The organism is Psychrobacter sp. T6-4 (assembly GCF_052258425.1).
Lineage (GTDB): Bacteria > Pseudomonadota > Gammaproteobacteria > Pseudomonadales > Moraxellaceae > Psychrobacter.
The window spans coordinates 117,952-144,760 of record NZ_JBQQEZ010000008.1; the positions used below are offsets into that span (position 1 = coordinate 117,952).

General features: G+C 45.0%; 25 protein-coding genes and 1 pseudogene. 13 read left to right on the plus strand and 13 right to left on the minus strand.

Annotated features, from left to right (window positions below; genetic code table 11):
• The first annotated feature begins 15 nt into the window (after positions 1-15).
• Positions 16-474 carry a hypothetical protein gene (locus ACTXGE_RS07555; protein ID WP_443542691.1) on the plus strand — a complete coding sequence of 153 codons (459 nt, stop codon included), beginning with the start codon at positions 16-18 and terminating at the stop codon, positions 472-474.
• A 113-nt stretch (positions 475-587) separates the two neighbouring features.
• On the opposite strand, the gene acnA is transcribed toward ACTXGE_RS07555, so the two are convergent.
• Both acnA and ACTXGE_RS07565 read right to left on the minus strand, forming a co-directional pair.
• The gene (gene acnA / locus ACTXGE_RS07560) at positions 588-3,374 is read right to left on the minus strand and encodes an aconitate hydratase AcnA (RefSeq protein ID WP_443542690.1); all 2,787 of its coding nucleotides are present in this window, start codon (positions 3,372-3,374) and stop codon (positions 588-590) included.
• 243 nt (positions 3,375-3,617) lie between these two features.
• Entirely contained in the window at positions 3,618-4,622 is a 1,005-nt protein-coding gene (locus ACTXGE_RS07565; protein WP_443542689.1) for a DUF3025 domain-containing protein, read from the minus strand.
• A gap of 99 nt (positions 4,623-4,721) precedes the next feature.
• Here ACTXGE_RS07565 and ACTXGE_RS07570 point away from each other — a divergent pair, with 99 nt between their 5' ends.
• A complete protein-coding gene (locus ACTXGE_RS07570; protein ID WP_443542688.1) occupies positions 4,722-5,438 on the plus strand; it encodes a metal-dependent hydrolase in 717 nt (238 codons plus the stop codon).
• Positions 5,439-5,470: 32 nt separating this feature from the next.
• Positions 5,471-5,986, plus strand: a complete 516-nt coding sequence (locus tag ACTXGE_RS07575) for a YchJ family protein (protein WP_443542686.1) — start codon at positions 5,471-5,473, stop codon at positions 5,984-5,986.
• On the opposite strand, the gene ACTXGE_RS07580 is transcribed toward ACTXGE_RS07575, so the two are convergent.
• The 3 genes from ACTXGE_RS07580 to ACTXGE_RS07590 all read right to left on the minus strand — a co-directional run bounded on the left by ACTXGE_RS07580 (position 5,983) and on the right by ACTXGE_RS07590 (position 8,673).
• On the minus strand, positions 5,983-6,891 hold the full coding sequence (locus ACTXGE_RS07580; RefSeq protein ID WP_435949837.1) for a class II glutamine amidotransferase: 909 nt from the start codon (positions 6,889-6,891) through the stop codon (positions 5,983-5,985). The two genes, ACTXGE_RS07575 and ACTXGE_RS07580, sit on opposite strands and share 4 nt — an antisense overlap.
• Positions 6,892-6,965: 74 nt before the next feature.
• The gene (locus tag ACTXGE_RS07585) at positions 6,966-7,256 is read right to left on the minus strand and encodes a putative signal transducing protein (protein WP_435949838.1); all 291 of its coding nucleotides are present in this window, start codon (positions 7,254-7,256) and stop codon (positions 6,966-6,968) included.
• Between the two features lie 163 nt (positions 7,257-7,419).
• Positions 7,420-8,673 carry a homoserine kinase gene (locus ACTXGE_RS07590; RefSeq protein ID WP_443542684.1) on the minus strand — a complete coding sequence of 418 codons (1,254 nt, stop codon included), beginning with the start codon at positions 8,671-8,673 and terminating at the stop codon, positions 7,420-7,422.
• A gap of 286 nt (positions 8,674-8,959) precedes the next feature.
• Between ACTXGE_RS07590 and hisF the strand changes: the two genes are divergently transcribed.
• The 7 genes from hisF to glmS all read left to right on the plus strand — a co-directional run bounded on the left by hisF (position 8,960) and on the right by glmS (position 16,934).
• On the plus strand, positions 8,960-9,742 hold the full coding sequence (gene hisF / locus ACTXGE_RS07595; protein ID WP_435949840.1) for an imidazole glycerol phosphate synthase subunit HisF: 783 nt from the start codon (positions 8,960-8,962) through the stop codon (positions 9,740-9,742).
• 172 nt (positions 9,743-9,914) lie between these two features.
• Complete coding sequence (gene ribH / locus ACTXGE_RS07600; protein ID WP_317199996.1) at positions 9,915-10,454, plus strand: 6,7-dimethyl-8-ribityllumazine synthase; 540 nt, start codon at positions 9,915-9,917, stop codon at positions 10,452-10,454.
• Between the two features lie 196 nt (positions 10,455-10,650).
• Positions 10,651-11,751 carry a transcription antitermination factor NusB gene (gene nusB, locus ACTXGE_RS07605; protein ID WP_443542681.1) on the plus strand — a complete coding sequence of 367 codons (1,101 nt, stop codon included), beginning with the start codon at positions 10,651-10,653 and terminating at the stop codon, positions 11,749-11,751.
• A gap of 2 nt (positions 11,752-11,753) precedes the next feature.
• Positions 11,754-12,812, plus strand: a complete 1,059-nt coding sequence (gene thiL / locus ACTXGE_RS07610) for a thiamine-phosphate kinase (protein WP_443542679.1) — start codon at positions 11,754-11,756, stop codon at positions 12,810-12,812.
• A gap of 3 nt (positions 12,813-12,815) precedes the next feature.
• Entirely contained in the window at positions 12,816-13,403 is a 588-nt protein-coding gene (locus ACTXGE_RS07615; RefSeq protein WP_443542677.1) for a phosphatidylglycerophosphatase A family protein, read from the plus strand.
• 144 nt (positions 13,404-13,547) lie between these two features.
• Positions 13,548-14,942 (plus strand): bifunctional UDP-N-acetylglucosamine diphosphorylase/glucosamine-1-phosphate N-acetyltransferase GlmU, encoded by a 1,395-nt coding sequence (gene glmU, locus ACTXGE_RS07620; RefSeq protein ID WP_443542676.1) that lies wholly within the window; start codon positions 13,548-13,550, stop codon positions 14,940-14,942.
• A 150-nt stretch (positions 14,943-15,092) separates the two neighbouring features.
• Positions 15,093-16,934 carry a glutamine--fructose-6-phosphate transaminase (isomerizing) gene (glmS, locus tag ACTXGE_RS07625; RefSeq protein WP_443542675.1) on the plus strand — a complete coding sequence of 614 codons (1,842 nt, stop codon included), beginning with the start codon at positions 15,093-15,095 and terminating at the stop codon, positions 16,932-16,934.
• Positions 16,935-17,025: 91 nt separating this feature from the next.
• Here glmS and ACTXGE_RS07630 read toward each other — a convergent pair whose 3' ends face one another.
• Positions 17,026-17,838: a TspO/MBR family protein gene (locus tag ACTXGE_RS07630; protein ID WP_443542673.1), complete on the minus strand. Its 813-nt coding sequence runs from the start codon at positions 17,836-17,838 to the stop codon at positions 17,026-17,028.
• Positions 17,839-18,286: 448 nt separating this feature from the next.
• On the opposite strand from ACTXGE_RS07630, the gene ACTXGE_RS07635 reads away from it, so the two are divergent.
• A complete protein-coding gene (locus ACTXGE_RS07635) occupies positions 18,287-18,826 on the plus strand; it encodes a PaaI family thioesterase (protein WP_443542671.1) in 540 nt (179 codons plus the stop codon).
• Between the two features lie 46 nt (positions 18,827-18,872).
• Complete coding sequence (gene truC / locus ACTXGE_RS07640; protein ID WP_443542812.1) at positions 18,873-19,646, plus strand: tRNA pseudouridine(65) synthase TruC; 774 nt, start codon at positions 18,873-18,875, stop codon at positions 19,644-19,646.
• A 158-nt stretch (positions 19,647-19,804) separates the two neighbouring features.
• Here the strand turns inward: truC and ACTXGE_RS07645 are convergent, their stop codons facing one another.
• The 7 genes from ACTXGE_RS07645 to ACTXGE_RS07675 form a co-directional block, all read right to left on the minus strand.
• On the minus strand, positions 19,805-20,302 hold the full coding sequence (locus tag ACTXGE_RS07645) for a DUF1643 domain-containing protein (RefSeq protein ID WP_435949848.1): 498 nt from the start codon (positions 20,300-20,302) through the stop codon (positions 19,805-19,807).
• Between the two features lie 110 nt (positions 20,303-20,412).
• Complete coding sequence (locus ACTXGE_RS07650) at positions 20,413-21,069, minus strand: hypothetical protein (protein WP_435949849.1); 657 nt, start codon at positions 21,067-21,069, stop codon at positions 20,413-20,415.
• Positions 21,070-21,109: 40 nt separating this feature from the next.
• The gene (locus ACTXGE_RS07655) at positions 21,110-21,670 is read right to left on the minus strand and encodes a hypothetical protein (RefSeq protein WP_435949850.1); all 561 of its coding nucleotides are present in this window, start codon (positions 21,668-21,670) and stop codon (positions 21,110-21,112) included.
• A 373-nt stretch (positions 21,671-22,043) separates the two neighbouring features.
• On the minus strand, positions 22,044-22,877 hold the full coding sequence (locus ACTXGE_RS07660) for a sulfite exporter TauE/SafE family protein (protein ID WP_443542668.1): 834 nt from the start codon (positions 22,875-22,877) through the stop codon (positions 22,044-22,046).
• 88 nt (positions 22,878-22,965) lie between these two features.
• A complete protein-coding gene (locus tag ACTXGE_RS07665; RefSeq protein WP_443542666.1) occupies positions 22,966-23,469 on the minus strand; it encodes a flavin reductase in 504 nt (167 codons plus the stop codon).
• Between the two features lie 227 nt (positions 23,470-23,696).
• Positions 23,697-24,725 (minus strand): methionine synthase, encoded by a 1,029-nt coding sequence (locus ACTXGE_RS07670; protein ID WP_443542664.1) that lies wholly within the window; start codon positions 24,723-24,725, stop codon positions 23,697-23,699.
• A 36-nt stretch (positions 24,726-24,761) separates the two neighbouring features.
• On the minus strand, positions 24,762-25,781 hold the full coding sequence (locus ACTXGE_RS07675; RefSeq protein ID WP_443542663.1) for a DUF1852 domain-containing protein: 1,020 nt from the start codon (positions 25,779-25,781) through the stop codon (positions 24,762-24,764).
• Between the two features lie 540 nt (positions 25,782-26,321).
• Here ACTXGE_RS07675 and ACTXGE_RS07680 point away from each other — a divergent pair.
• A pseudogene (locus ACTXGE_RS07680) lies at positions 26,322-26,809 on the plus strand (hypothetical protein); the annotation flags it as partial.

Here is a 26,809-nt window from a genome sequence, read left to right on the forward strand (position 1 = left end):
GTAGAGAAAATAATAATGAACGATGATACTAAGCAAAAATTTATTTTGTTACTCGAAGAGCTACTTAACACTAAATGCTCAACGCCAAGAGAAATAGAAATAGGCCTTGAACTAAGTAAACTGTCTCCCGACCCTTTCTGGAGTGATTATATATTCTGGAGTGATAAGTATGTAAATGATGATGGCAATGTAAAATACGAGAAATTGTTTGATAAAATTTCTGATTATCCGAATTCTTACGAATATAAAACAAAGAGTCGAATTTTAGAGCTGGCCCAAAAACTGATTATTAGAGATTTCTCTGATGATAGTGAAGTTGACATAGTAAACGAAATAAATAAATTATCGCCTAATATCAGCTGGACGAACTGCCTTTTCGTCGATAAAACCTGCTTGAACAATGACGGTAACATCGATAAAGAAAAGTTCTTAAATAAAATATTTAATGAGAGCTGGAATGAGAATTTCAGATGAGTTAATTAAATAGATCTTCAGATATTTGCTCTCTCTTTTCTCATATAATAAAAAGCCCAGTCCCCTACTCTAAGCGGGATTGGGCTTTTCATCATTATAGCTCTAATTAATCATTACGCAGCGTCTTTACTCTCCGCAGCGAGCTGACGTAGTACATAATGCAATACCCCGCCATGACGCACGTATTCGCGCTCTTTTGGCGTCTGTAAGCCTACGTTTACCTCAAAGGTTTCGTTTGAGCCATCAGCGCGAGTTGCAGTAACTTGAGCAGTTTTGCTCTCGCCATTGTTCAGACCAGTAATGCTTAGCACTTCTGAACCGTCAAGGTTAAAGGTCTCAGCGTTCTCGCCCTCTTTAAAGGTCAATGGCAATACACCCATGCCGACTAGGTTTGAGCGGTGAATACGCTCGAACGAGCTGGTTAACACGGCTTTTACACCCAGCAATATCGTACCCTTTGCAGCCCAGTCACGGCTAGAGCCTGAACCATACTCCGCGCCGCCAAGAACAACGAGTGGACGCTTATCTTCTTTATACTTCATAGCGGCGTCATAGATGGCCATCTCTTTGCCGTCTGCAAGTGTCGCTTTGTCGTCTTTAAAGTAGTAAGTATAGCCACCCTCGCGGCCATCCATCATCGAGTTTTTGATACGGATATTGGCAAAGGTACCGCGAGTCATGACCGCATCATTACCACGGCGCGAGCCATAGCTGTTGAAGTCCGCTTCCATAACGCCGCGCTCTTGCAAGTACTTGCCTGCTGGCGAGTCAGGATCGATATTACCGGCTGGTGAGATATGATCGGTAGTAATAGAGTCACCGAACAGACCTAAGATGCGCGCGCCTTCGATATCAGGAATACCTTCTGGCTCCATAGTCATACCATCAAAGAACGGCGGGTTTTTGATGTAAGTAGAACCCTCATCCCAAGGATATAGCTGACTATCGGCTGAGCTAATCGCGTTCCAAGCTTTGCTACCATCGAATACTTCGCCGTAGTTTTTGCGGAACATATCAGCATCGATGTTATTGGCAATCAGCTCATTGATCTCATCAGAGGTCGGCCAGATGTCTTTTAGATAGACATCGTTGCCTTCCTGATCTTGTCCTAACGGCTGCGTCGTTAGATCGATATCAACCGTACCTGCCAGCGCATAAGCAACAACTAGCGGTGGTGATGCTAGATAACTTGCCTTTACGTGTGAGTGGATACGACCTTCAAAGTTACGGTTACCAGAGAGTACGGCAGCGGCAACGAGATCATTTTCTTCAATGCCATCCTCGATTGCCTCTAAAAGTGGCCCTGAGTTACCAATACAAGTGGTACAACCATAACCTACTAAGTAAAAGCCTGTTTTCTCTAGCTCTTCCATTAATTTAGATTTCTCTAAATAGTCTGTGACCACTTTTGAGCCTGGCGCTAATGAGGTCTTGACCCACGGCTTAGCTTTTAAGCCTTTAGCAGCAGCCTTTTTGGCCACAAGGCCTGCACCAATCATAACCGCAGGGTTTGAGGTGTTGGTACAAGAGGTAATCGCAGCGATAACCACTGAACCGTCACGTAATTTGTGCTTTTTATCATTGATATTGACGTCAGAGTAGACGTTAGGCTTAGCATAGAGTCTATCAGCTTGCTCTTGCTCACCGCCTTCTTGATCAAAGCGTACTTTGCCCTCGACTTCTGATTTGCGATCTTTAGTCATTTTCGCTAATGTCTCGCCAAATTTTTCATGCATATCAGATAGATTGATACGCTGCTGTGGCAAGTTAGGACCAGCTAGTGCAGGCTGCACCGAGGATAGATCTAAGTGCAAGTTGCTCGAATAAGTCGCCGCTGGCGTGTCAGCATCGTGCCACATGCCTTGGGCTTTGGCATACTTTTCGACCAGCTCAATTTGATCATCGCTGCGGCCTGATAGACGTAGATAGTCAATCGCCATTTGATCAATTGGGAAGATACCACAAGTTGCACCATACTCAGGCGACATGTTAGCAATCGTCGCACGATCTGCAAGCGGCATCTGATGTAAGCCTTCGCCATAAAATTCAACGAACTTACCGACAACGCCGTGTGCGCGTAACATCTCAACGACACGCAGTACTAAATCTGTCGCCGTTACGCCCTCATTGAGCTTACCTGTCATCTCAAAACCGACTACTTGCGGGATGAGCATAGATGACGGTTGACCGAGCATCGCAGCTTCGGCTTCAATACCGCCTACGCCCCAACCGAGTACGCCAATACCATTGATCATCGTCGTATGACTATCGGTACCAAATACCGTATCAGGATACGCAGTCAACTCGCCATTGACGTCCGCTGCCATGACGACACGCGCTAAGTACTCAAGGTTGACCTGATGCACGATACCGGTCGCTGGTGGTACAACAACGAAGTTTTCAAAGGCATTTTTGCCCCAATGCAAAAACTCATAGCGCTCATTGTTACGCTTAAATTCAATCTTTTCGTTGAGATCAAGGGCGTCTTCACGACCATAAGCATCGACTTGTACCGAGTGATCGACGACCAGCTCACTTGGGATAAAGGGATTGATCTGCTCCGCTTTTCCGCCAAGCTCAACGACCGCATCACGCATAGCCGCCAGATCAACGACTGATGGTACACCTGTGAAATCCTGCAATACCACGCGCGCTGGCATAAAGGCGATCTCTTTTGACGCTTCTGCGCCTGCGTCCCAGTTAGCGACCGCTTCGATGTGGTTTTTGCCAACGGACTGACCATCGTCCTCGTTGCGTAGTAAGTTTTCAAGTACGACCTTCATACAAAACGGTAGCGTATCGATGTTGTCGTAAGTCTCAGCAAGTTTGGGCAAACTATAGTAAGCATGCTCCTTGCCATCAACGCTCAAGGTGTCTTTTACATTAAAAATATCACTCATGGTAGCTTCCTTATCTACTAGGTAGAGGTTATGAATTTATTATTATCACTGCTCATAAAATATCGCGGGTGCTGCGATTCTACTGCGCTGACAGCACCTATAATTACTCTTATAACTGTCAGCATTAGTACTCTTCTACCATAGCAAATAAGAGCACAGTTGTTAACACTAAGTCGTTGATGAATAGTAACCAAAAGGATAATCAAAATAACAGCTTAGTCCTATACTACTTATAAAACGTCTTTATTTTGGACGATGGCGACCACTACGAAAGACAAACTTATCCTCATAAAAACTTGTATCGCTGTTATCCGCCCAAAAATGCGGCACACCTAAGATAGGTAACGGCGATAAATGGCGCGGGATGACGTCCTCTTTTGACAAAAGCCTATCCATATAATCGGCAAGAGCGTCGTCCAAAAACGCTATACGCTCAGGTATCGATAAGGCAAAGAAGTTCTGATCGACATTAATAATGACACTATGGGCGCACAAGGGTTTGCGCGGCGTAATGAGCTGTTCAAGTAGCGCATGACCAAAGATATAAACCGCAGCTTGCGCATCAGCATGGGGCTGCTTTGGATTATCCCAACTAGCACGCGGCGCAATCAAACAGCCTTGCCAATCAAAATTAATCAAGGCCTCGCCAACGCTAGGGTTCGAGGTCACTGACACCGCCCCATTTTCGTCAAACACGGTGATCGTATCGCGCACGCGTCCGCGATTGCTTTGATTATCTTGTTCGTCGCTGTCTTGTTCATCGCTTCGCTTGCTTATCTCGAGCATATGATAATAATTGAGCACAGCTTTGGTCTTGGGAAAGGTGAGCCAAATACTACCATTAAATAAATCATGCAAGTTATCACGAGTCGGAATATTGCCTGTTGAGCCGATAAACTGCTCGTAGCCTACGCCCTCTGGTAGCACGTTTTGCGAGACAAAGTTAAGGGTATGCCTGTCATGATCAAGCGCAGGTTTCGTAGTCGGCTGCGGTATTTGTGAGTCGTCACTTTGCTGTATTAAAGCTATATTTAAAACGCCAGCGACAACGTCTAAGTGTTCGGTATTATCAAAAGTCGCACTATTATTATGCGCAGCACTTAGCTGCTCTATGGTTTGGCTCAAATAAGTGAGTTGGCTTAAATGACATAACCACGGTGCTTGCCAGTCGATGTTAGCAAAAAGTGATTTTTTAGCATTTATTGCATTGTTCGAATGGACGGTAACGGGTAAATCAATGGGACTCATGACAAGTATCTCTAGCAGGCATTTGGCTTGGCTATGGTATCATAAAGCGCTTTTTAGTTAGGTAATCTCACCCTTTAGCGCTAATGATAACGAGAATATATGGCAAATTTTAATACCCACTTAAATGGCGCTTTTGCTATTAGTGGGCTGACAGCATTGACGGTCTATAAGGCTGGACTCATTGATGATTCTGGGTTTTTGATGTGCGTAGCGCTTGGCACGATGGGCGGGCTGCTCCCTGATTTGGACTCGGATAACTCAACACCGATCAAGCTTGGCTTTAATATGGCTTCCTTTGTATTCGCCTTTGGGCTGGTGATGCATTGGCGTAGCGAGCTGAGCTTACTGTCCCTCATAGCGCTATGGCTGGCAGGTTATGGATTTATGCGTTACATTGTTTTCAATATCTTTACCAAAATGACGGTACACCGCGGCGTTATTCACTCGGTGCCTTATATGGCAGTATTAGGGTTAGGTCTAGTGAGCTTGAGCTATTATGTACTTGGCAATGCGTTAGCGGCTAGTTGGTTCTTTGGGCTGTTTTTGTTTGGCGGGGCGCTGGTGCATCTCGCTTTAGATGAGCTCTACAGCGTCAACCTAATGGGTATGACAATGAAGCGCTCATCGGGCACAGCGATGAAGTTTTATGCGCATAAAGATAAAGGCTGGTACTTGCTGCTCTATGTTCTGATAGCCGTACTGATATATTTTGCGCCGCCCTTTACCGAGTTTTGGCAGCAATTGCGCGATCCTCAACCTTGGGCGCAGCTTAGAGTGGGTATGTTACCTGCGATGATAGAGAACTATTTGCGTTAAGATAACTAAATAAAGAGCTATAAGGGTACGGTATGCCATTATGTCCTTGCCAAACAAATCTAGTAGCTAGGGTAGAAGCGCCACTGGCTTATAGCGACTGTTGTCAGCCGTATCATAAAGGTGTCAGTAAAGCTGAGACTGCGGAACGTTTGATGCGTACTCGCTATAGCGCTTTTGTGCTCATCAAACCTGAATATATTGTTAAGACGACTGTGCCCGCGCAGCAAGCACTACTTGATATCAAGTCAATTGAGAGCTGGGCACGCGAGACGCCTTGGGCGGGATTAGAAATCGTTCAGCACACGCCAAAGCTGGGTAAACGTCATGCACAGGTGGAGTTTAAAGCTTATTATAATGAAGCTAATAAAATGGATGACTTGCAAGCCCATCATGAGCGCTCTACCTTTGTGAAGGCGAAAAACAGAGCAGATAACAGTGAGCGCTGGTATTTTTTAGATCCGACAGTAGATATGAGTGTTAGTCAAAAACAGCCCTGTATTTGCGGGTCTGGGGAGAAGTTTAAAAGGTGTTGTGGGCTATACCTCTAAACACTCGCCCCAACTGCCCGTGCAATGGCAATCCCCTCCTCAACCGTCAAAAACTTACGCTGGCTTGGGCTGTTCTTATAGACGACGTCACCCTCTTGGAATATTAGGCACTCATTGACTGCTATTTGCTGCCATTTCTCATTTTTAGTTAGCGGTACGGTCACTAAAATGGTCGTTTTATCGGTGTCAGCAGTCACATCACCAAAGTTAATCGATATCTCATCATCAGCGAGTTCTGCCTTGCCAAAGGGCGCTTGGCGGGTGAGATAAAATAGCAGACTGCCCGCGTACGCCAGTTGCCATTCGCCATTTGATATCAGGCAATTAAACAGACCGTTAGCAGATAGATATCGGCACTGCGTCGTCAAAAAGTTAAACAACGTCTCATTATCAGGACGCGATTTAAAGCTGCTTTTGAGGCGGTTAATCAAATAGCAAAACGCCATTTCAGAATCCGTGTTACCCACAGGCTGACAGTGCGAGGCATTGCCGTTTTCTTGTAAGCGCTCGCAGCGTTTTATAAATTCGCTATTCATCTGCCCGTTGTGCGCAAATACCCACTGCTCGCCCCAGACTTCACGCACGAACGGATGAGTGTTAGCTAAGCAATTTTGACCTTGCGTGGCTTTACGGATATGAGCGATGACATTCATCGCTTTGATCGGATAGTTATTGACTAGGTCGGCAACGGGCGATAAATGGCTTGGGCGGTTGTCATGGAATAAGCGCAGGCCTGTTGAGAGGTTGGATACATTACCATTTTGCATGCACTCACTACGCTCAAAGAATGCAATACCAAAACCGTCCTCATGATGGTCAGTCATACCGCCGCGGCGACGAAAGCCTGAAAAGCTAAAGCCGATATCGGTTGGGGTATTACAGTTCATTCCTAAAAGTTGACACATGTATCTGCTTCCGCCTTTATTGTCTTGGTGCTTAGTTGTCTTGGTGTTTGACTATTTTTGTGCTCGGTTATGTTCTATGAAGGTTTTGGGCTATCTGGTACAATGCCCAGCTCGGCATCACTCATTTGATCTAAGAGTGCTTCGCCATCTGTTGCACTACTGACGCCGCCCAAGATGCGCTGAGCTTGCGCCAAATCGGTATCTTGTACCCATAGCACTACGCCAGAGTTCATCCCTGGAATCGCGCTTAGCGCCTGCAACGAGACGGTAATGCCGTTGTTACGTAGCAAATTAGCGTTTAATTCGCCTTGCATATTGGTATCAAAACGAGCCAGCTTATGCCAATTATCGACTTGATCGCTCATAAAGGTGTCCTTACTTTAAATGGTCAGGCTCTAAAAGGTCATATGCAAATGAGCAAATGACATGAACATAATTGAGATGAATATTAGTACCGCTTAACCTTTAGTGTATAGGCTTTTATCATTGGCAAGTGAACTCAATTAGTATTAGGGCGTGTTGAATATTTTAATAAATGACAAACCCTGAAGACCAGTTGATTTGACCCAGTGGATATTCATCAATATGGAAGCCATTGGGATAATCCTCAAAGCCTGGCTGCGTCTTTAGTTGCTCAATAGCCGCCTGTGCTTGAGATTCGCTAGCGAACACGCCAATGAGTTTAAAATCAGCGATATCTTTGTCCGTATCATCCTCTTCAAACCGTGTATGCTCAAGGACAAAGACGCTATCTTGATCTTTTTCGACGTGCGAGTAGTGATAAGCGGCAAGGCGTTTCATCAAATCAGGGTTTTTGACCATGATGTTGTCGCCACTACGTCCTTCAGTACGGTTGTAATGAATGACATTAAGACGTAGTAGCCAAAAGATAACCGCCGCTTTGGCCAGCATCACTGGCAAGGCTCGTTTCTCATCGCTATCAAGTGCGCGCTTGGACTCATAGCCTTGCAAGAATGCGGTCATTTTATGACGATCAAAATCTACCGATTCGCCTTGTTCAGCATCGCCCCACGTGGTACAAAAGTCATTAATAGTAATGGCAATATCCATCACATAATGATCGACGCTCACTTCAGTGAAGTCCAATAAGCCTGTAAGTGTCTCTTTACCTTTGGTCAAATCCCACAAGGTATTGTCCGCGAACATATCGAGATGACAAAGGCCTTTGGGTAATTTATCCAGCGATAGCTTTTCATACGACTGCCAAATATCACTCATCAATTTGGCCTCGTCACTTGGCATAAACTGTATCTCACGGTCGCGTACATCGATCCATGGATATAGCGCTACCCCATAGTCTTCGCTGGGCTGCAATTCTTGCAAAGTCTCATGCAGCATCGCCAGCGCCGCGCCGATCTCGTAACACATCGCTGTAGTCGTTTGTTTGGGATGCGCCCCCGACAAGCAGGGCACGACCGTGATGGCTTTGTCTTCATAATGGATGACGTAGCGCTTGTCATTGTTTTTATCAGTAGCGGCTTGCGCGGCGTCAATCTCGATAATAGGTAGTGGCGCAGCAACGGGTAAAGTGCCGTCCAATTGACCCAAAATCACTGCCATTTTTTCGATATCAGCAGGCGGGCGCTCTTCAAATAAGGTAAACACATAAGAGTATTCACCCTCGCTGTCATCTGTGGTCTGAATAAACCAGTTCGAGTTTTTGATACCTTGCGTGATGGGAATGGCGCGGGCAAACGCTACCCCAAAGCTTGAGCAAAAGGCGGCAAATTGATCATCGGTGAGCTGGGTATAGACGGACATAAGCTTCTCTTTAATAGCGGCATGTAAATGTTGCGAGCATTTTAGGCGACATTATACCGAAAATTTATGACCAAGCGTGAAACGTCTACCCTTTGTATAAATAAGAAGGGTTTTGAGCTGATCAGCGTGCCCGCTCTCATCATGCGTAAGCGGCGTGGTCACTGTTGATTTGTACAAAGTAGATTATGATATCAGTATCGACTAAACACGATATAAGCGCTCCAATTTTGTTAGAATGCTTCAATGAAGTTTTTGACTGACTTAATGTAATTAAGAGTGAGATAAAATGCTAGCAAAACGTATTATTCCCTGTTTGGATGTGGACAATGGGCGCGTGGTCAAAGGCGTGCAATTCGTCGACATTATCGATGCAGGCGACCCTGTAGAAGTGGCGCGTCGCTACAATGAACAGGGCGCAGATGAGATTACCTTTTTGGACATTACCGCGACCAGTGACGCGCGTGATACCACGTATCATACCGTTGAGCGTATGGCAGAGACGGTGTTTGTGCCGCTAACCGTTGGCGGCGGCGTGCGCAAAATCAGCGACATACGCAATTTGCTCAATGCTGGCGCGGATAAAGTGGCGATTAATTCAGCAGCGGTGTTTACGCCAGAATTCGTTGGGGAGGCAGCGCAGAAATTTGGTAATCAATGCATCGTCGTTGCTATCGATGCCAAGCGCGTCGCCGATATCGATGTCAACGGCATACTTATGCCGCGCTGGGAGATATTTACCCATGGCGGGCGCAAACCGACGGGTATTGACGCTGTCGCTTGGGCAGTCAAAATGGCAGCTCTGGGTGCAGGTGAGCTGCTCGTCACCTCAATGGATGGCGATGGCACCAAAAAGGGCTATGATCTGGCACTGATGAAGCAGATTACCGATCAAGTGAACATTCCAGTTATCGCCTCAGGCGGCGTTGGTAACCTTGAGCATTTAGCCCAAGGCGTACTGCAAGGCGGCGTCGATGCTGTCCTTGCAGCCAGTATTTTTCACTTTGGTGAATTCACTGTTGGTGAGGCCAAAGCTTACATGGCAGCGCAAGGAATAACCATGCGTTTGTAGAGCGTTACAAGGTGTTTATATTAAGGTTACCAGAGTCAGCTAATCCACAAATAAAGTCGTAAAAATGCTATCATAGCGCCACTTATATATTTTTACTGATTGGATAGTCAATCAATAGTTAAAACCCGTTATTTAATTGCATTTTAATAGTTATAAATCTAAGGATACCTCTATGTCAAACTTACAACAGCAGCGCGCTAACATCACTCATATCGATGGCAATTTACATCAAAACAAAGACGCTCGTATCGGTATCGTCGTCGGTCGCTTTAACGCTTTTATCGTAGAGTCTTTAGTTGATGGCGCAATCGATGCCCTGCTTCGTCATGGCGTTTTGGGCAGCAATATCACAGTCGTTCGCGTACCGGGCGCTTATGAGCTACCGCTTGTCGCCCAGCGAGCCGCTGAATCAGATCGTTTTGACGCGATTATCGCTTTGGGCGCAGTCATTCGTGGTAGCACGCCGCATTTTGATTTTGTTGCCAGCGAATCTGCCAAAGGCTTAAGCGGCGTTGCCACTGACTATAATATCCCTGTTGCTAATGGCGTTTTGACCACCGACAGTATTGAGCAAGCTATTGAGCGCGCGGGTACTAAAGCGGGTAACAAAGGCAGCGATGCGGCGATGGTCGTACTTGAGATGCTAGCGGTATTATCGCAATTAGATGTTGAAGATGACTATGATGCTCGCGATGATAGCGATGACGCTTAAATTTAATCGTTAATACATTATTGTTGTAGGGCATATCGGCTGAGGCCTTAGCCCTACATAAAAGTGTATGTTCAGGTAAGTAATAACCATTAAATAGTGCTAAGGTTTAAAGTCTTAGCGCTACAGCATGACGACAGATTGGCAAATTGCGAATCGACCACTATTTAACATCTTAACATTTAGGTATTCACCTCTTATGACTGACCAACTCAAGCGCGCTCTGAATGACGCACAGACTGATCCTATCACTCAAACGCCCGCCCGCGACGATGAGCAACATTTCGATGTCAGTGAATCCTCGTATAAGACCAGTCATACTGCCGTGCGTAAAGCGCGGCGTTTTGCTATGCAGGGTCTGTATGAGTGGCTGGTCACTGACCGCCGTTTTGATACGACAGACAAGCGTAGCTGGAAGGACAATGCCCCGCATGACATCGCTGCCCGTACGCGCGCGACCAATGCTATGCATACCGTACATATCGGCTACTATCACGAGATGATGCGCGATATTCCGGAGCAAATAGACGCTTTGGACGCGCTGATCGCTGAGCAGCTAGATCGCGGGATTGAGAAGTTAGATACTGTTGAGCACGCTATCTTGCTCATCGGTGCTTACGAGTTACAGCACCGCTTAGAGATTCCGTATAAAGTGGTGCTTGATGAGGCGATGAAGCTGAACAATCACTTTGGCGCAACCGACGCGCACAAATTAATTAATGCCGTACTCGATAGAATGGCGATACAATTACGCGCCGTTGAAGTACAAGCGGACAGCAAAGCCAATCTACGCACCTCACAAAAGGCGGCAAGCAAACAAGCAAGGACCAGTCAAGATGAAGACCAGAGCGCTGTGCAACCTGAGACTTATACCGACGCGCCCACCGCATCGAACAAGCCGCGTATCAGCGCGAATAAAACAGGTGTTAAACGCATTCGTCCTAATAAACCGAGCGCGGGCACAGCAACCAAACAAGCCAGCAAAAAACTGGCGACCAAGCCAATCACGACCTCTCAAGATACAGAGCAAGACACAGCCAACACTATAGCTAATATCGATAGCGAAAGTAATCCTATTACCGTAGCCGATGACGCGGTGACAACAACGCCAAAAGATGACAGTATGGTAGAGACAGACAAACTGTTAGCAACTACCGATGCAGCAGATATCGGCTTAGAGAACTCTAATTTGCTTAGCGATGCAGATAAAACCTCTGAACCATCACAAGACAATGACAATAAAGAGGATAGCTCTAAAGACCCTAGCTCTGATAATAGTAGCTCTGAAGTAAAAGACTAACCATGAACGAGTTTGAGCTGATCGAGCAGATATTTTTAGGATTGCAGGACGCTGAGCAAATAGAGGCTGGCGTCGCAAACGGTATCGAAAAAAGTATCGGCGATGATGCTGCAGTAATCAAACTGCCAGCGGACTCGCGCTTGGTCAGCTGTATTGATACTTTAGTTCAGGGCAGACACTTTAGCGCGGACTGGGATGAGATTAATCAGCTAGCCTTTGCTATTGGTTATAAAGCTGTCGCCGTTAATATCTCAGATATTGCGGCTATGGGCGCAACTCCGCACAGTATCTTGCTGGCGCTGGCATTACCAGAACGCTTAGCAAATGAGACTTGGCTAAGCGATTTTGCCAAAGGTCTATTTCACGCGTGCACGTCATTTGGAGTGACTTTGATCGGCGGTGATACCACGCGTAGCGAGACTTTGGTACTTAGCATCAGTGCGCAAGGCTACTTAAATGCAAGTACGCCTGCCATTTATCGCTCAGGGGCGCAGGTCGGTGACAAGGTCTATGTATCTGGCAGTATTGGTGATGCCGCTTACGCGCTAAATCATACTGATACGGCTATCGGAGCGCAGCTTGCACATCGTTTGCATATGCCAACCCCGCGTATCGCTTTGGGCACAGCACTCGCGCAGATTGGTGCGACCTCAATGATCGATATCTCAGATGGTTTGTATCAAGACCTTGGACATATCTGTCAGCAAAGCGGCGTTGTGATACAGCTTAACCTTGACGACTTACCTACTAGTTCAGCACTATCTAGTATAGATCTCGCAGAGCGCTTGCAATATCAGCTGACAGGTGGTGATGATTATGAGCTGGCTTTTACTTTGCCTGCTGATATTGCAGCCACCTTTGATAATAAAACCAATACTCAGATCACATGCATTGGTGAGGTGACGGCTTTGGCACTAATAGATCCAGATACAAGCGCTAATAACAGCGCTAGTAAGCCTTATCCCAAGCTGTTTTATAAAGGTCAGCCTGTGACCACAGCAAGCCCCGCGCCTTTTACCAGCTTGCCCAACTTAAGCGGTTACCAACATTTTATAGGTTAGCCCATGACCAACGATACGTCCGACAACCATAAGCCTGATATCAGTAAAGCTAATGACTGCCCGCGCCTGCCCGCTACAGCAAGCCTACTTGATCGCATCGTCTATTGGCTTGGTATCGGTCTGGGTAGTGGTTTGCCGCGCCGCGCACCAGGTACTTGGGGCACCGTTGGTGGCCTTATCGTCGCCATTCCTTTGATGAGTTTGGGTTTTATTCCCTTTCTTATCATTACTATCTTATCGAGTATCATCGGTATTTGGATATGCGGGCGCACATCGGTACTTATGCAAGTCCATGATGACCCACACATCGTCTGGGATGAGTGGGCAGGCATGTGGATTACACTTTTGCCCTTTTCTTATTTGGGCGTGACCACTACTAGCTTTTGGCAAGACATTTTTGAGGCCACTTCTATTTTCTCCCTTATTATCGCCTTTGTATTTTTTCGGTTTTTTGACATCATTAAGCCGCCGCCTATTGGCTGGGCCGATAAAAAGGTCGCAGGTGGCTTAGGTATTATGCTCGATGACATTATCGCAGGCATAATGGCTGCTTTTGTTTGGCTTATCGCTATGGCGGGGCTAATGCTCTAACTGTCTACTTTTATACCTAGCATTGTATTTTTCTTAATAGTATCAAGCCTATCAGTCATAAACCTTGCCATCTGGATATGACTTCTAGGCTTTTTTACGTTATAATTCAAAATTATATTTTGTTACATTTGTGGAGTACGTGAAATGTCAGCGTCTATCAAAACATCTTTATCTGTGGTTATCCTAGCAGCTGGCAAAGGCACGCGTATGCAGTCAGCAAAGCCTAAGGTACTACAGACTTTGGCAAGCAAACCGCTACTGGGTCACGTCCTTGAGACTTGTCATCATTTGACGGTAGATAATACTGTGGTGGTCTATGGGTTTGGCGGTGATCAAGTCCAGTCGGCAATGGATAGTCAATATGCACATCTGTCACTGACGTGGGTTGCACAAACTGAGCAGTTAGGCACAGGACATGCGGTCAAAGTCGCTCTTGATGAATTACCACAAGAGGGTCAAAGTCTTATTCTCTATGGTGACGTTCCTCTTGTGAGTGCAGCCACTTTAGCTAACTTGCAAGCGGCTAACACTGACGGTATCTCGATGCTAACCCTTACCGTAGACAATCCTTTTGGTTTGGGCCGTATCAAACGTGACAGTGAAGGCAACATAGAAGCTATCGTCGAGCAAAAAGACGCAAATGATGCTGAGCAAAAGATAACTGAGATCAATAGCGGTATCTATTGTGTTGATAATGCCCTGCTACATAAATATTTGCCCAAGCTGTCAAATGACAACGCCCAAGGTGAGTACTACCTTACTGATATCGTCAAAATGGCGGTCGCTGATGGCATTACTATTACAGCTATTGAGCCCGAGCATGCCTTTGAGATCGAAGGCGTGAATAATCGTCAGCAGCTCGCCAGTCTTGAGCGCTCTTGGCAAGGCAAGCTCATCGCTGATTTGCAAGAAGCAGGCGTGCAGTTTGCTGACCCTGCGCGCGTTGATATTCGTGGTAGCCTCAGCGCAGGACAGGATGTATTCGTCGATGTCGGCGTGGTATTTGAAGGCGATTGCGTCTTAGGCGATAACGTCTATATAGAAGCCGGCTGCGTGATCAAAAACGCCAGTATTGGCGATGCTTGTCATCTCAAACCATACTGCGTTATTGATCATGCCCAGATTGGCGCTGGCGTCGATGTTGGGCCTTTTGCGCATCTGCGTCCTGATACCGTGTTGGCTGATAATAGCAAAGTTGGTAATTTTGTTGAAATCAAAAAGTCAGTCATCGGTCAAGGCAGCAAGGTCAATCATCTAAGCTACATTGGCGATGCCACTATCGGCACGAGTGCCAATATTGGCGCAGGTACCATCACCTGTAACTATGACGGCGCGAACAAATCGCAAACCATTATTAAAGACAATGCCTTTATCGGTTCAAACTCTAGCTTAGTCGCCCCAGTGACTATTGGTGACACGGCGACTGTAGCGGCAGGGTCAGTCATTACCAAAGACGTGGATGCCAACGCTCTAGCCTTTGGCCGTGCTAGACAAACCCAAAAGGACGACTTTGAGCGCCCAGTAAAAACCAAAAAGTAATGGCTAGTTAACAAATAATGATAAGCCGTACAGTGATAATAGATTACTGTGCGGCTTATAGCGTAATTGATACATATAAACGGTTTGACTGCTAATCGCTTTATAAATAGCTGTCATCTCACAAATAACCATTTTAAAAAAGGAATCGCTATGTGCGGAATCGTAGGCGCTGTCGCTGAGCGTAATATTGCCAGTATCTTGATTGAAGGTCTCAAACGTTTGGAGTACCGTGGCTATGACTCGGCGGGTCTCACAGTGATTCGTGATGGTGAATTGCATCGCGAGCGTCAAGTGGGCAAAGTGCAAGCGCTAGTCGATGCTGTTGCACAAAATCCTGATGGTTTGAACGGTCATATTGGCATCGCACATACGCGCTGGGCCACCCACGGTGAGCCTGCCAAGCGTAATGCTCACCCGCATATCTCTGGCAAAATCGCCGTCGTCCACAATGGTATCGTCGAGAACTATAGCGAACTCAAAGAAGACTTGATTGCCAAAGGCTACGAGTTTACCTCGCAGACCGATACTGAGGTCGTCGCTCATTTAATCCATGATCTGTATAAACAGACGCAAGATCTATTAGAAGCGGTACGTGCGGTCATTCCTAAACTGCACGGCGCGTTTGCCTTGGGTATCGTCCATGTCGATAGCCCAGATGAGCTCATCACCGTACGTCTTGGCTCACCGCTGGTCATCGGTGTCGGTATTGGTGAGAACTTTATTGCCTCAGATCAGCTGGCTTTGCTACCAGTAACCAATCGCTTTATGTACTTAGAAGAAGGCGATATCGCACGCATCACGCGCGATAGCATTACCGTTTACGCCGATGGCGTGGAGGTCGAGCGCTCTATCAACGAGATCGATGCGGCCCAGCACAACGCGGATAAAGGCGAGTTCAAACACTACATGCTTAAAGAGATCTACGAGCAGCCTGATGCAGTCTCGCGCACGTTAGATATGGCGATAGATAGCAGCACGACAAGCTTGCGTGATGACTTTTTGGCGCGTCATAGTGACAAGCTATCTGGCATCCGTCATATTCAAGTCATCGCTTGTGGTACGAGCTATCACGCGGGCATGGTCGCCAAATACTGGTTTGAAAACTTAACCCGCCTGCCCTGCTCCGTTGAGATCGCAAGCGAGTTCCGCTACCGTAATCCCGTCGTCGTTGATCACTCACTTATCATCTGTATCTCACAATCGGGTGAGACCGCTGATACGTTATCGGCACTACGCGATACGCAAAAACAAAGCCCAGCAGGACTGGTGAGCTTGGCGCTATGTAATGTACCAACGTCATCCTTGGTGCGTGAGACGGATATCTTTTTGCCGACGCACGCAGGTCCTGAGATTGGCGTCGCCTCCACCAAAGCCTTTACCACGCAGCTTGTCGCCTTAATGCTGCTAGTGCTCAAAATTGGTGTGGTTCAACAGCGTATCGATAACTCGCGTTTAAAGACCTTGATTAAGAGTCTTAATAAGCTACCGGGGCAACTGTACGCCAGCCTTCATCTCAATGCGGCAATCAAAACCATGAGTGAGAGCTTTGAGGATAAAAAAAGCTGCTTGTTCCTAGGTCGCGGTCTACAGTTTCCAATCGCTCTTGAGGGCGCGCTTAAGCTAAAAGAGATCTCCTACATTCATGCCGAAGGTTATGCAGCAGGCGAGCTAAAACACGGGCCACTTGCTCTCGTTGACAAGGACATGCCTATTGTCGTACTGGCACCAAAGGACAGTATGTTCGATAAGCTCAAAGCCAATATGCAAGAAGTGCACGCCCGTCACGGTGAGCTGTTTGTATTCGCAGGTGAGTCGAGCAAAATGGTCGCAGAGGATCGCTTGCATGTGGTCTATGTGCCTGATGTCTGCGAAGATCTTGCGCCGATCGTCTATAGCGTGCCGGTACAATTACTCTCGTATCACGTAGCCGTCATGCGCGGTACGGACGTCGATCAGCCTAGAAATCTTGCAAAAAGCGTTACGGTTGAATAGGTTTAAAGCGTAAAAATGAGCGTAAAAAATCCCCACTACTGTCTTGATAGTAGTGGGGATTTTTTATTAGACATTATAAAAATACTAAAAATTATCGCACTCTAGTAGGCGGAAAAATAGCATAGCGGTTTTTATAAAAAGTATAGACTGCCAACGCTATCAATACAGCGATACCAAGTACTAAAACCATTTGAATGACCACTGCTAATGAGGGAGCCACTAGCCCATTAATGTAGGCGCTATAGATACCAAAGTATGCCCAAGCGACGGCAATGGGAAAGACGGCATTTCGATAGTGCCGCACATAGCCTACAACCACAGCCACTATGACCAGTAAGACGATAATGGTCCAAACTGAAGATGAGATTCCAAAGCCCTGCCAGTCTTGCTTAACCGCTAGGATAGCCGTATTCAAAATCGTCGCGACAAACACCCACGAGGCGTAAAGGCTAAAAGCTATCCCTGCTAAAGTGAAGGTAACTTTCCCTCGTGCGTTATAAAGTCTATGCACGATAGCCATGAGCGACACTAATATACCCACTATAAACAGGGTTGACAGCCCTACTCTTTCATAAGAAAAAGCCACAATCCATGCCATGTTAAATAAGCTACTAAGCACGAATAGCCCAGATATGCGTCCGATAAGTTTAGCAACGGCAGGATCTTTTCTTTTTATAAAAAGGGTGACGAGAGTCGTAAAAACAAGCGTATAAATAACGCCCCAAATCGAGAAAGCAAAACCATTCGGGGTCAGTAGCGTTTGATATTTACTTGAGACCGCAGCCTGCCCCATACCATTAAAAAATCCAGACGCGCCTAGATAATTCACGGCTAAAGTAGCAAAGAAAACGAGTAAATTAATAACCGTCCACACAGTCACGCGTTTAGAGTCTGACTTATTCATTATTTATGCTTCTCTATATACTAAGATAAGGTATACCCTATCAGAACCCTACGAGCGGCCCTGTAAAGAAAGTTACCGTCTACTTAAAACAGATTTTCTTAAAACCACTTATGTTGGACAAACGAGCTAAACTTATAAATAGAGTATTATTTATTTGCTAATAGATCGACTTACTATCGTCAGTTTAATATAAAAGCAATACAGCGAGGTTGAAATGGTTTTTTTGCAGCATCTGTCGGCGTAGCACAGTACGCAAGAAAAATTCATTTCAATCTTGCGCTATAATCCGACGTATCTATTTTATTTAGTATCAAATATAAGACAATCGCTACTATAAGCAACCGTCTCTAATTCCTACAAAATAGTTTAGGTGAATAGTATATGAGCCAGCTTTTAGAGCTATCATAACCCTCAAATTAAATATAAATATTATAAAAAGGATAATGTCATGAGTAATACAACAATAGACACCGACATGACTGCCAGTTGGGAAGCTGACGAGTTACAGGTGCGAGCTACGTTAGGTTCTGCAGGAGTGGCATCGCCTAAAGAGATGTCAAGCGTAAGCGGTCAAGCGGTTTTTGATGCTATGTTTGCAGGAGACCTGCCCTCAGCCCCCATTGGTGCAACGCTTGATTTTATTCCTATTCAGATAAAGGATGGTCATGCCATCTTTCAAGGCCGACCCGCTGAGCAGCATTACAATCCATTAGGCAGCGTGCATGGCGGTTGGTTCTGTACTATTCTTGACTCTGCTGTGGCCTGCGCTATTCACTCAACCCTACCTGCTGGCAAAGGCTATACCACACTTGAGATCAAGGTAAATATGATTCGTGCCTTGACCAAAGATATCCCATTAGTACGTGCTGAGGCTAATATCATTCACGTCGGTCGGCAGACAGCGACCGCTGAAGGTCGTATTGTGGGGCCAGATGGTAAACTCTACGCTCATGCCACGACCACTTGTTTAGTATTCGATATGAAGTAGGGAAACTATTATGGCAACCCCTTCTAAGATTAAAAGCCTAGAGCACATGAATATAGAAAATGACACCGACAATGCTAAGCCAATAGAAATCATCTACGAAGATGAATTTATGGTAGCGATAAATAAAGAAGCAGGTTTACTCGTGCATCGCAGTTGGCTGGATAAAGGTGAGACGCGCTTTGCTATGCAACTCACTCGTGATGCCGTAGGTTGTCACGTGTTTCCAGTGCATAGGTTAGATAAGCCAACATCAGGCGTGTTGCTCTTTGCCAAAAGCCCAAGTGTTGCACGCAGCCTTAACGAAGCTTTTACTAAGCATAAGGTTACCAAGCAGTATTTAGCGGTAGTGCGCGGGTTTATGCCCGAGCAAGGAGTGGTTGATTATGCCTTGAGCTTTAAGCCTGATGCTATTGCTGATAAGTTTGCGGACTTAGACAAACCCTCGCAAGAGGCGGTGACCCATTGGCAGAGTTTGGCACAAATTGAGCTACCTTTTGCGGTATCAAAGAAGCATGATACGACTCGCTATAGTCTCGTGCGCTTAACGCCTGAGACGGGTCGTAAGCATCAGTTACGTCGTCATATGAGACATGTCTTTCATCATATCGTAGGAGATACGAGCCACGGTGATGGACGGCATAATCGATTTTTTCGTAGTCAATATGGTTGCGAGCGTATGCTATTACATGCTCAGAGTTTAGCGCTTAGGCATCCTGTTACGGGTGAGCCTTTGCTCTTAAAAGCAGAGTTGGATGAGCAATGGATGAATGTTTTGGAAGAATTTTCTTGGGTGGAGAGTTCTGAATGTTCCAGTCCCTAGTGAGGACTTAAAACCTTGACTGTAGGCTAATGATATCAAGGTTTTAACTTGCTGAAATAGTCACAGTGTACTTCGCTGTGTACATGCAGTGAGCTTTTGGATCATTATTTTTATTTCCCATAAGCACTGTTATGGGATGAATGTCAGGAAATGTCATGTTAGATGAAAGTTGTTGGAGGATATTCGTATAGTGTTGGCTTAGTTGAACCATGAACGTACAAAGGGTGTTTAGGCTCACCATTTTTATTTATATCTAAGCAGTATAATTTATTTTGCTCCGTATTTTTTAATATCTCTCTGACTTGATTAGCCCTATCTCTGTGAAGACCGTCATTACCCCAACAAACAATAATTCTATCCACCTTAGGTAGCTTGGCTAAAAATTTATCGTTTTCTGAGCCAATAGGATCTTCTTGTGCCTTCATATCAGTTGGGTCTGTAGCACGATAAGCAAACACATTAAACATGTACATCCCACCTGCCCCCCAAGATTTCGCAAAATCTATACATCGCTTAATAGTCTTATCATTATTAACCTCATCAGCTGTTGATGGATTTAAAGCTATAAAAGCTACTAGCGATTTATTTTCATCCCATATACGCTCCAATGAGTATCTATATTTCTCGCACTTTGATATTTTTGCATCTGTTTTCATATTAGTATTTCCTTATACAAGATAACTTATACCATTCACAAAAATTAGGGTAGCAAGTGCAAGTACTACGCACGGTAGACTAAACAAGTTGGACACCGCTATTTTTTGAATTATGGTTCAGCATATATGGCTCTTAAACAACAATGGCTAGGTGCATCAACAGTGCTTTGGCTATAGTATATATCTGAACTGTCACAGGCTGACTCTACAGCGTTAGATATATAAGCATAATCATCTAACGCTAAGCTTTCGTTGCTCTCTGGATTGACGAATATACCTTTTATAAGATCAGCACTAGGAATCTGGCTCACCAATTCTTGTGTCGCAGCCTGTATTGAACATGGTTCAGAATTATCCATCGTACCGGTTTGAATAAACTTAAATGATTTACTACATTCAAATAAGCTTTTAATATCATAAAGATTTAAACATATGACATAGCGTGAAGAATAGATATCTAATAGCTGAATAATATCATCCACTTGGTCAGGCTGACATTTTATAGTGGTCTTCACAATATCCATATGTTCAAATAAGTGCTTGGAGCTATTTTCTTTTGTCTGTAGTCCCACCAAGAAATCAGCACCCACCGTCTCTTGTAGCTCTGATAATGCTTTTTCATTCCAGTAGTCGTTGACAACGAAGCAGCCAATAATAGATGGTGGAAAATATTCCATATTTGGTCGATATAAGGCCGCAATAGTTATATCTCTATTACTAGAATTCACAATATCAACTTGCATTGCATGAGCAGAATTATTATCCATAACCATGTACTCTACGGCTCTATATTGTTGGTATTGGTTGTTAGAAATTAATCTGAATACTTACTTTAGACTCATCTATACCAGCCACACAAGCAACCATATGCTTTGCTTCAGCTATGATATCGGATAATGCATTTTCATCCTGCTCACCTGAAATTTCATCAATAGCACTGATTACATCTTTCGACTTTGATTTATCTTCAAAGACAGACCATTCAAGACTCTCAACATCAAGATCAATGTTTTCTAGTAAGTCATCTGTCGTTATATAAGATAAAGGATACCTTTGACCATCTGTCAGTTTTCTCCAAGCTTTCTTAAAGTTAGCAGTGTCTGGTAATAGCGCATATTCACTAATATGAATTACCTTCCTTCCTTCGTATTCCTTTGAAGCTGTCCAACCTGAGATCTTACCAATCATGAATGCTTGACCATGATTAACGCCATCCTTTACCGCCCATGGTGCTCTATGGTTTCTCATAAGAACGACATATTCGGCCTTATCAATACGATCAGTCCTTGCTTTCCAATAGGCTGAGCCACCTTCTGATTGCATTTTGGCTAAATCTTTGCCTGTATATATACCTATTACATTAGCCACCTTGTTAATCCTTGTGGTATTTAATTTATGTTTATTATGCACTAATGCGGAAATAATTCGAGAAATACACCTAATATTTGCGGAAATATTAGGTGTATAAACATATAATTAAGTTTATTCATTAATATTTACGCAAATAACTAATTATGATCAGCACTTTTAACTACATCAGCAATCAGATGCCGTGAGCACTTGACCATACTCTAAGAAAACCAGCTGTTTCAGCCTTCAAACCTATTAAAATACCACTTAAAATAGACCGCCATACTGGAACTACTTATAACAGACTGCTATGTTAGGTATGGTTTTTGGTATTACTCAATATAATTCTGTTTGTTAATTTTGCATCTTAAACACATCAATATAAAGACTCTCAAACCAAACCCTTATAAAGAAAATAAATCCCCACTACGAATAGCAATATCGAAAAACACTTTTTCAAAAGCTCTGGTGATAAGATATGCGCAACTTTAGCGCCAAGCTTAGCGGTAAAAAAGCTCATGCTCGCGATGCCCAAAAAGGCATAAATATGCACAAAGCCAATGGTATTAGGCACATCGACCTGCTGTTGCATGCCAAAGAACATAAACCCTAACGCGCCAGCTATGGCAATCGGCAGGCCACACGCTGCTGAGGTGCCCACCGCTTTTTGCATGACGACATTATAGCGAGTGAGATAAGGCACGGTTAAGCTGCCACCACCAATACCAAAGATGGCAGACGCGATACCGATAACGCCGCCTGCCGCGAGTTGCTTAGGTTTTGACGGTAACTCAGTCTGAGCATATTCAAGCCCGCTAACAGTATCAGTCTGACTAGCGACCTTCTTTTTGACCCCGAAAAACATCTTATAGGCGACCCATAGCAAAAACACCCCGACGATCAGCTGCAAGTACAACCCTGAGATTTGTCCCGCTATCCCAGCGCCAAAGAAACAGCCTAGCGCTAACCCTGGTGCTAAGTTTTTGAACACCGGCCACATCACCGCGCCTTTTTTATTATGCGCCATCAGTGAGCTGATTGAGGTGACGATAATAGTGGCTAGTGACGTGCCGAGCGCAAGATGCATGATGTTGTCAGGACTATAACCCATTTGCGTAAAGACGATAAACAGTAGCGGTACGATGATCGTGCCACCGCCCACACCAAACAGCCCTGCCGCAAATCCTGCTAGCGCGCCGATAATTAAAAAGATAATAAGTTCCACGGGATAGTTGCTTCTGTATTGAATAAGTTATATGAGTTAAACGAGTGAAAGGTAATCTCACTGATTGACGATGAGTTTGCGCGCAAATTTAAGTAATGTCTACTTGACCAACTCGAGAATACGCACGGTTAAAATAAACCAAACTCTCGTGTTGCCCGTCTTGTGGTTCAGCATACTTGATACCGACAACTTGGCACATAAATATACTATGCGTGCCCACTTGCTGAATGTCGTCAATCACGCAATCGAAGCTCACGAGCGCATCTTCTAGCACAGGTGCGCCTGTGACCAGCTCAGTCCATTGACCATATTCAAATCGCTCGCTTGAACCCAATTTAGAAGCAAAGGCGTTGGATATAGACTCATGCTGTGCGCCCAATACATTGACGCTCAATATTTTATTATCCGAAAAATGCGCATGCGAGCGCGCCGCCTGATTCATGCAAACAAGCAGCGTTGGCGGCGTATCGGTGACGCTACACACCGCAGACGCCGTAAACCCATGAATGCCCGATTCGCCTTTGGTCGTGACCACATTCACAGCAGTTGTGAGCAAAGACATGGCATCTCTAAAGTCAGTGGCTTCAATCATAATTTAGTCTCAAGTTTATCAGCGCTTTTTTATCAAATGCGCTTAGCTGTAGGCTAGTTTTTTAACCGAGCTCAATCCAGCTCAATCCAGCTCAATCCAGCTCAATCCAGCATTGTAACTTTGTAATGTATAAAAGCTGAACTAAAAGCCCAGCCTACACGGATATAATTATACTTGTAACTGAGGCCATGCATGCAGGTAAACAAGCTAGCACTTGTTAAGAAATGCTAAGCGCTTAGCTCATTACGCACGATGGCCGCGCCTGCGCTTAACGCCGCAAGCTTACCGCGCGCTACTTGCCGTGACAAAGGGGCCATACCGCAGTTGGTCGACGGATAGAGCTTATCGGCGTCGACGAATTGTAGGACTTTACGTAGCGTATCAGCGACTTGTTCGGGCGTTTCGATATCATTGGTGGCGACATCGATAGCGCCGACCATCACCTTTTTACCGCGTATCAGCTCGATTAAATCTATCGGTACGTGCGAGTTTTGACACTCAAGCGAGACAATATCGATGCTTGATTGTTGCAATTTGGGAAAGGCTTGCTCGTATTGACGCCACTCTGAACCCAGTGTCTTCTTCCAGTCATTATTGGCTTTGATACCGTAGCCGTAGCAGATATGTACTGCCGTCTCGCACTTGAGGCCTTCGATAGCGCGCTCAAGCGTCGCAATACCCCAGTCATTGACATCATCAAAGAACACGTTAAAAGCAGGCTCATCGAACTGAATAATATCCACGCCAGCCGCTTCTAATTCGCGCGCCTCGGCGTTGAGAATGGTGGCAAACTCCCAAGCTAGTTTTTCACGGCTTTTATAATGGCTATCATACAGCGTATCGATCATGGTCATGGGCCCAGGTAGCGCCCATTTAATCGGCTGATCGGTCTGCGCGCGCAGGAATTTGGCGTCATCAACGAAAACGGCTTTGGGCCGGCTGACCGCATCCACCACTGTCGGCACACTCGCCTCATAGCGGTCACGAATTTTGACCGTTTTACGATTCTCAAAATCCACGCCGTCGAGATGCTCAATAAAGGTCGTCACAAAATGCTGACGGGTCTGCTCGCCATCGCTAACGATATCTATGCCCGCGTGTCTTTGCTCCTGCAATGTCAGACGTAGCGCATCCTGTTTGGCTTCAATGAGCTGATCCCCTTCTAGCGCCCAAGGAGACCAAATCTTCTCAGGTTCGGCCAGCCAAGAGGGTTTTGGCAAACTGCCTGCGGTTGAGGTTGGTAATAATAATGTCATAATATTCACTGTCTCTATTTTTTGTTATTTAAATTATTAAGCCGCGCGTTTTTTCACGCTATCATTGTTCAGCACAAAGCTTGCCGCCCACTCATCAAGGATAGTTTGATACGGTTTGATAAAGTCATCTTCGGTGAACTTGCCCTGCGTCACTGCCATCTGGCTACGCTCCGCGCGGTCATAGACGATTTGGGTTAGTGAATAGTCTTGGTACTTAAGGCTTGGCTGATACACCTGCCCCGCTCTTGAATTGGCATTATAAATCTCAGGTCGATAGATCTTTTGAAAGGTCTCCATCGTCGCAATCGCGCTAATCAGCTCAAGATCGCTATAATCACTGAGTAAATCTCCTGCAAAATAAAACGCTAACGGTGCCACGCTACCTGTAGGCATAAAGTAACGCACGGTGAGGCCCATCTTATAGAAGTAATCATCAGTGAGTGAATGCTCATCTTGTCTGTATTCAACCCCTAACACTGGATGCTGATTGCCTGTACGCTGATATATTTTGCTGCTTGAGACACTTAGGCAAATCACAGGCTGCTTGTCAAATTGTGCTTGGTAAGCCTCTGAGCGTAGTAAATGCTGAAACAGTTTGCCATGGAGCACGCCAAAATCATTTGGCGGCGGCGCATCTGGATGGTTTGCAAAGTGCTCTGGTAACACAATACTAAAATCATAATCGCGCACGTAGGATGAGAAGCTATTGCCAATCATACCGTCGATACGCTCGTTGGTCTTGTGATCGACAATGGTGGTTTTTAGCGTTTCGATAACGGGAAAACTATCGCCCTTGCCCTCAACATCGCCCTTGATATATAAATCGGCTGAAATAATATCCACCTCGACCGAGTAACGATCGGCTGACGGGTTATCCCAATGCGCAAGATCGTTAAAGCGATTGTTAATCATCGCCAGCGTTTTGCGTAGGTTGTCTTGACGACTCTCGCCACGCGCCAAGTTGGCAAAGTTCGTGGTCAGACGCGTGCTGTCTGCGGGCTGATAGTTTTCATCGAAGCGAATGCTGGATATGGTATAGGTAAATGGCTGTGTCATGATAATCCCCTTTACTACTCTGATAGCTCTCGCCTCGAGGCATCAGATAAAAGCTAATTTGTGTATGGGATGAATCATACCTTGAACATGACATGAATAAAAACGATGTTATTTAAAGATAAGATGAATAAAATTCATGATAATCAATCATAATGATTAGATGCCAATAATTTCGTTATTCTAAGAACTAATGTGTAGCTCTTATTTTGATAATCTGCAAAGTTCTGCCGAATTATTCATAATTGTGCAAGTTCCTAATTTTTAAATAAGTAAGTTATGTAAAACAATGAAGTAAATTAACTTCTCTTTGTAATAAGTATTTAGATAGGTTTTCAATGCCTGTAGGTCGATGCACAATAAAACCAAAATAATTAATTAAAAAATTAACAACAAACAAACATTTAATTATTACTGTACACTTTTGTATACAATGTAGTAACATATTAAAACCGAATATATTTCAAGAGCTATTCTAGAGCAAACCGAACGAAACTCTTCTATCGACATATTACAAACACCTTTGTTCAAATGGAGAAAAAAATGAATCTAAAGTATTTATCGAGAGCAAGTTTACTTGCTGTTCTAACAGTAAGTATTATTGCCTGTAGCAGCAGCGGTAGTAATAACTTTTCAGACCCAGCTACAAAGCTACCTCCAATAGTAGAGCAAACTGAGGCTGAAAAAGCTGAGGCAGAACGGTTAGAAAATATCGAAACTAATCGTCTAGAATTGTTAGCAGCCGCTAAAACAGCTGGATTAACGGATCAACAAGCAGCTGCCTATGCTGAAGCGAACAAAGAAGCTAGCGCAACAGACGCACAATCTACATTGAGTACATTAGTTGCTGAGAAAATAGCTGCCGAAAAGGCCGAAGCCGATAGAATCGCTGCCGAAAAAGCCGAAGCCGATAGAATCGCTGCTGAAAAAGCCGAAGCTGATAGAATCGCTGCCGAAAAAGCCGAAGCCGATAGAATCGCTGCCGAAAAAGCCGAAGCCGATAGAATCGCTGCCGAAAAAGCCGAAGCCGA

Excerpts from the sequence above, each read along its gene's own strand:
- ACTXGE_RS07670 (WP_443542664.1), bottom strand. The coding sequence starts at position 24,725 with ATGACATTATTATTACCAACCTCAACCGCAGGCAGTTTGCCAAAACCC.
- ACTXGE_RS07645 (WP_435949848.1), bottom strand. The coding sequence starts at position 20,302 with ATGAAAACAGATGCAAAAATATCAAAGTGCGAGAAATATAGATACTCA.
- thiL (WP_443542679.1), top strand. The coding sequence starts at position 11,754 with ATGAACGAGTTTGAGCTGATCGAGCAGATATTTTTAGGATTGCAGGAC.
- ACTXGE_RS07665 (WP_443542666.1), bottom strand. The coding sequence starts at position 23,469 with ATGATTGAAGCCACTGACTTTAGAGATGCCATGTCTTTGCTCACAACT.
- acnA (WP_443542690.1), bottom strand. The coding sequence starts at position 3,374 with ATGAGTGATATTTTTAATGTAAAAGACACCTTGAGCGTTGATGGCAAG.
- nusB (WP_443542681.1), top strand. The coding sequence starts at position 10,651 with ATGACTGACCAACTCAAGCGCGCTCTGAATGACGCACAGACTGATCCT.
- ACTXGE_RS07570 (WP_443542688.1), top strand. The coding sequence starts at position 4,722 with ATGGCAAATTTTAATACCCACTTAAATGGCGCTTTTGCTATTAGTGGG.
- ACTXGE_RS07675 (WP_443542663.1), bottom strand. The coding sequence starts at position 25,781 with ATGACACAGCCATTTACCTATACCATATCCAGCATTCGCTTCGATGAA.
- glmS (WP_443542675.1), top strand. The coding sequence starts at position 15,093 with ATGTGCGGAATCGTAGGCGCTGTCGCTGAGCGTAATATTGCCAGTATC.
- ACTXGE_RS07615 (WP_443542677.1), top strand. The coding sequence starts at position 12,816 with ATGACCAACGATACGTCCGACAACCATAAGCCTGATATCAGTAAAGCT.
- ACTXGE_RS07630 (WP_443542673.1), bottom strand. The coding sequence starts at position 17,838 with ATGAATAAGTCAGACTCTAAACGCGTGACTGTGTGGACGGTTATTAAT.
- ribH (WP_317199996.1), top strand. The coding sequence starts at position 9,915 with ATGTCAAACTTACAACAGCAGCGCGCTAACATCACTCATATCGATGGC.
- ACTXGE_RS07580 (WP_435949837.1), bottom strand. The coding sequence starts at position 6,891 with ATGTGTCAACTTTTAGGAATGAACTGTAATACCCCAACCGATATCGGC.
- ACTXGE_RS07565 (WP_443542689.1), bottom strand. The coding sequence starts at position 4,622 with ATGAGTCCCATTGATTTACCCGTTACCGTCCATTCGAACAATGCAATA.
- truC (WP_443542812.1), top strand. The coding sequence starts at position 18,873 with ATGAATATAGAAAATGACACCGACAATGCTAAGCCAATAGAAATCATC.
- ACTXGE_RS07635 (WP_443542671.1), top strand. The coding sequence starts at position 18,287 with ATGAGTAATACAACAATAGACACCGACATGACTGCCAGTTGGGAAGCT.
- glmU (WP_443542676.1), top strand. The coding sequence starts at position 13,548 with ATGTCAGCGTCTATCAAAACATCTTTATCTGTGGTTATCCTAGCAGCT.
- hisF (WP_435949840.1), top strand. The coding sequence starts at position 8,960 with ATGCTAGCAAAACGTATTATTCCCTGTTTGGATGTGGACAATGGGCGC.
- ACTXGE_RS07590 (WP_443542684.1), bottom strand. The coding sequence starts at position 8,673 with ATGTCCGTCTATACCCAGCTCACCGATGATCAATTTGCCGCCTTTTGC.
- ACTXGE_RS07555 (WP_443542691.1), top strand. The coding sequence starts at position 16 with ATGAACGATGATACTAAGCAAAAATTTATTTTGTTACTCGAAGAGCTA.
- ACTXGE_RS07585 (WP_435949838.1), bottom strand. The coding sequence starts at position 7,256 with ATGAGCGATCAAGTCGATAATTGGCATAAGCTGGCTCGTTTTGATACC.
- ACTXGE_RS07575 (WP_443542686.1), top strand. The coding sequence starts at position 5,471 with ATGCCATTATGTCCTTGCCAAACAAATCTAGTAGCTAGGGTAGAAGCG.
- ACTXGE_RS07650 (WP_435949849.1), bottom strand. The coding sequence starts at position 21,069 with ATGGATAATAATTCTGCTCATGCAATGCAAGTTGATATTGTGAATTCT.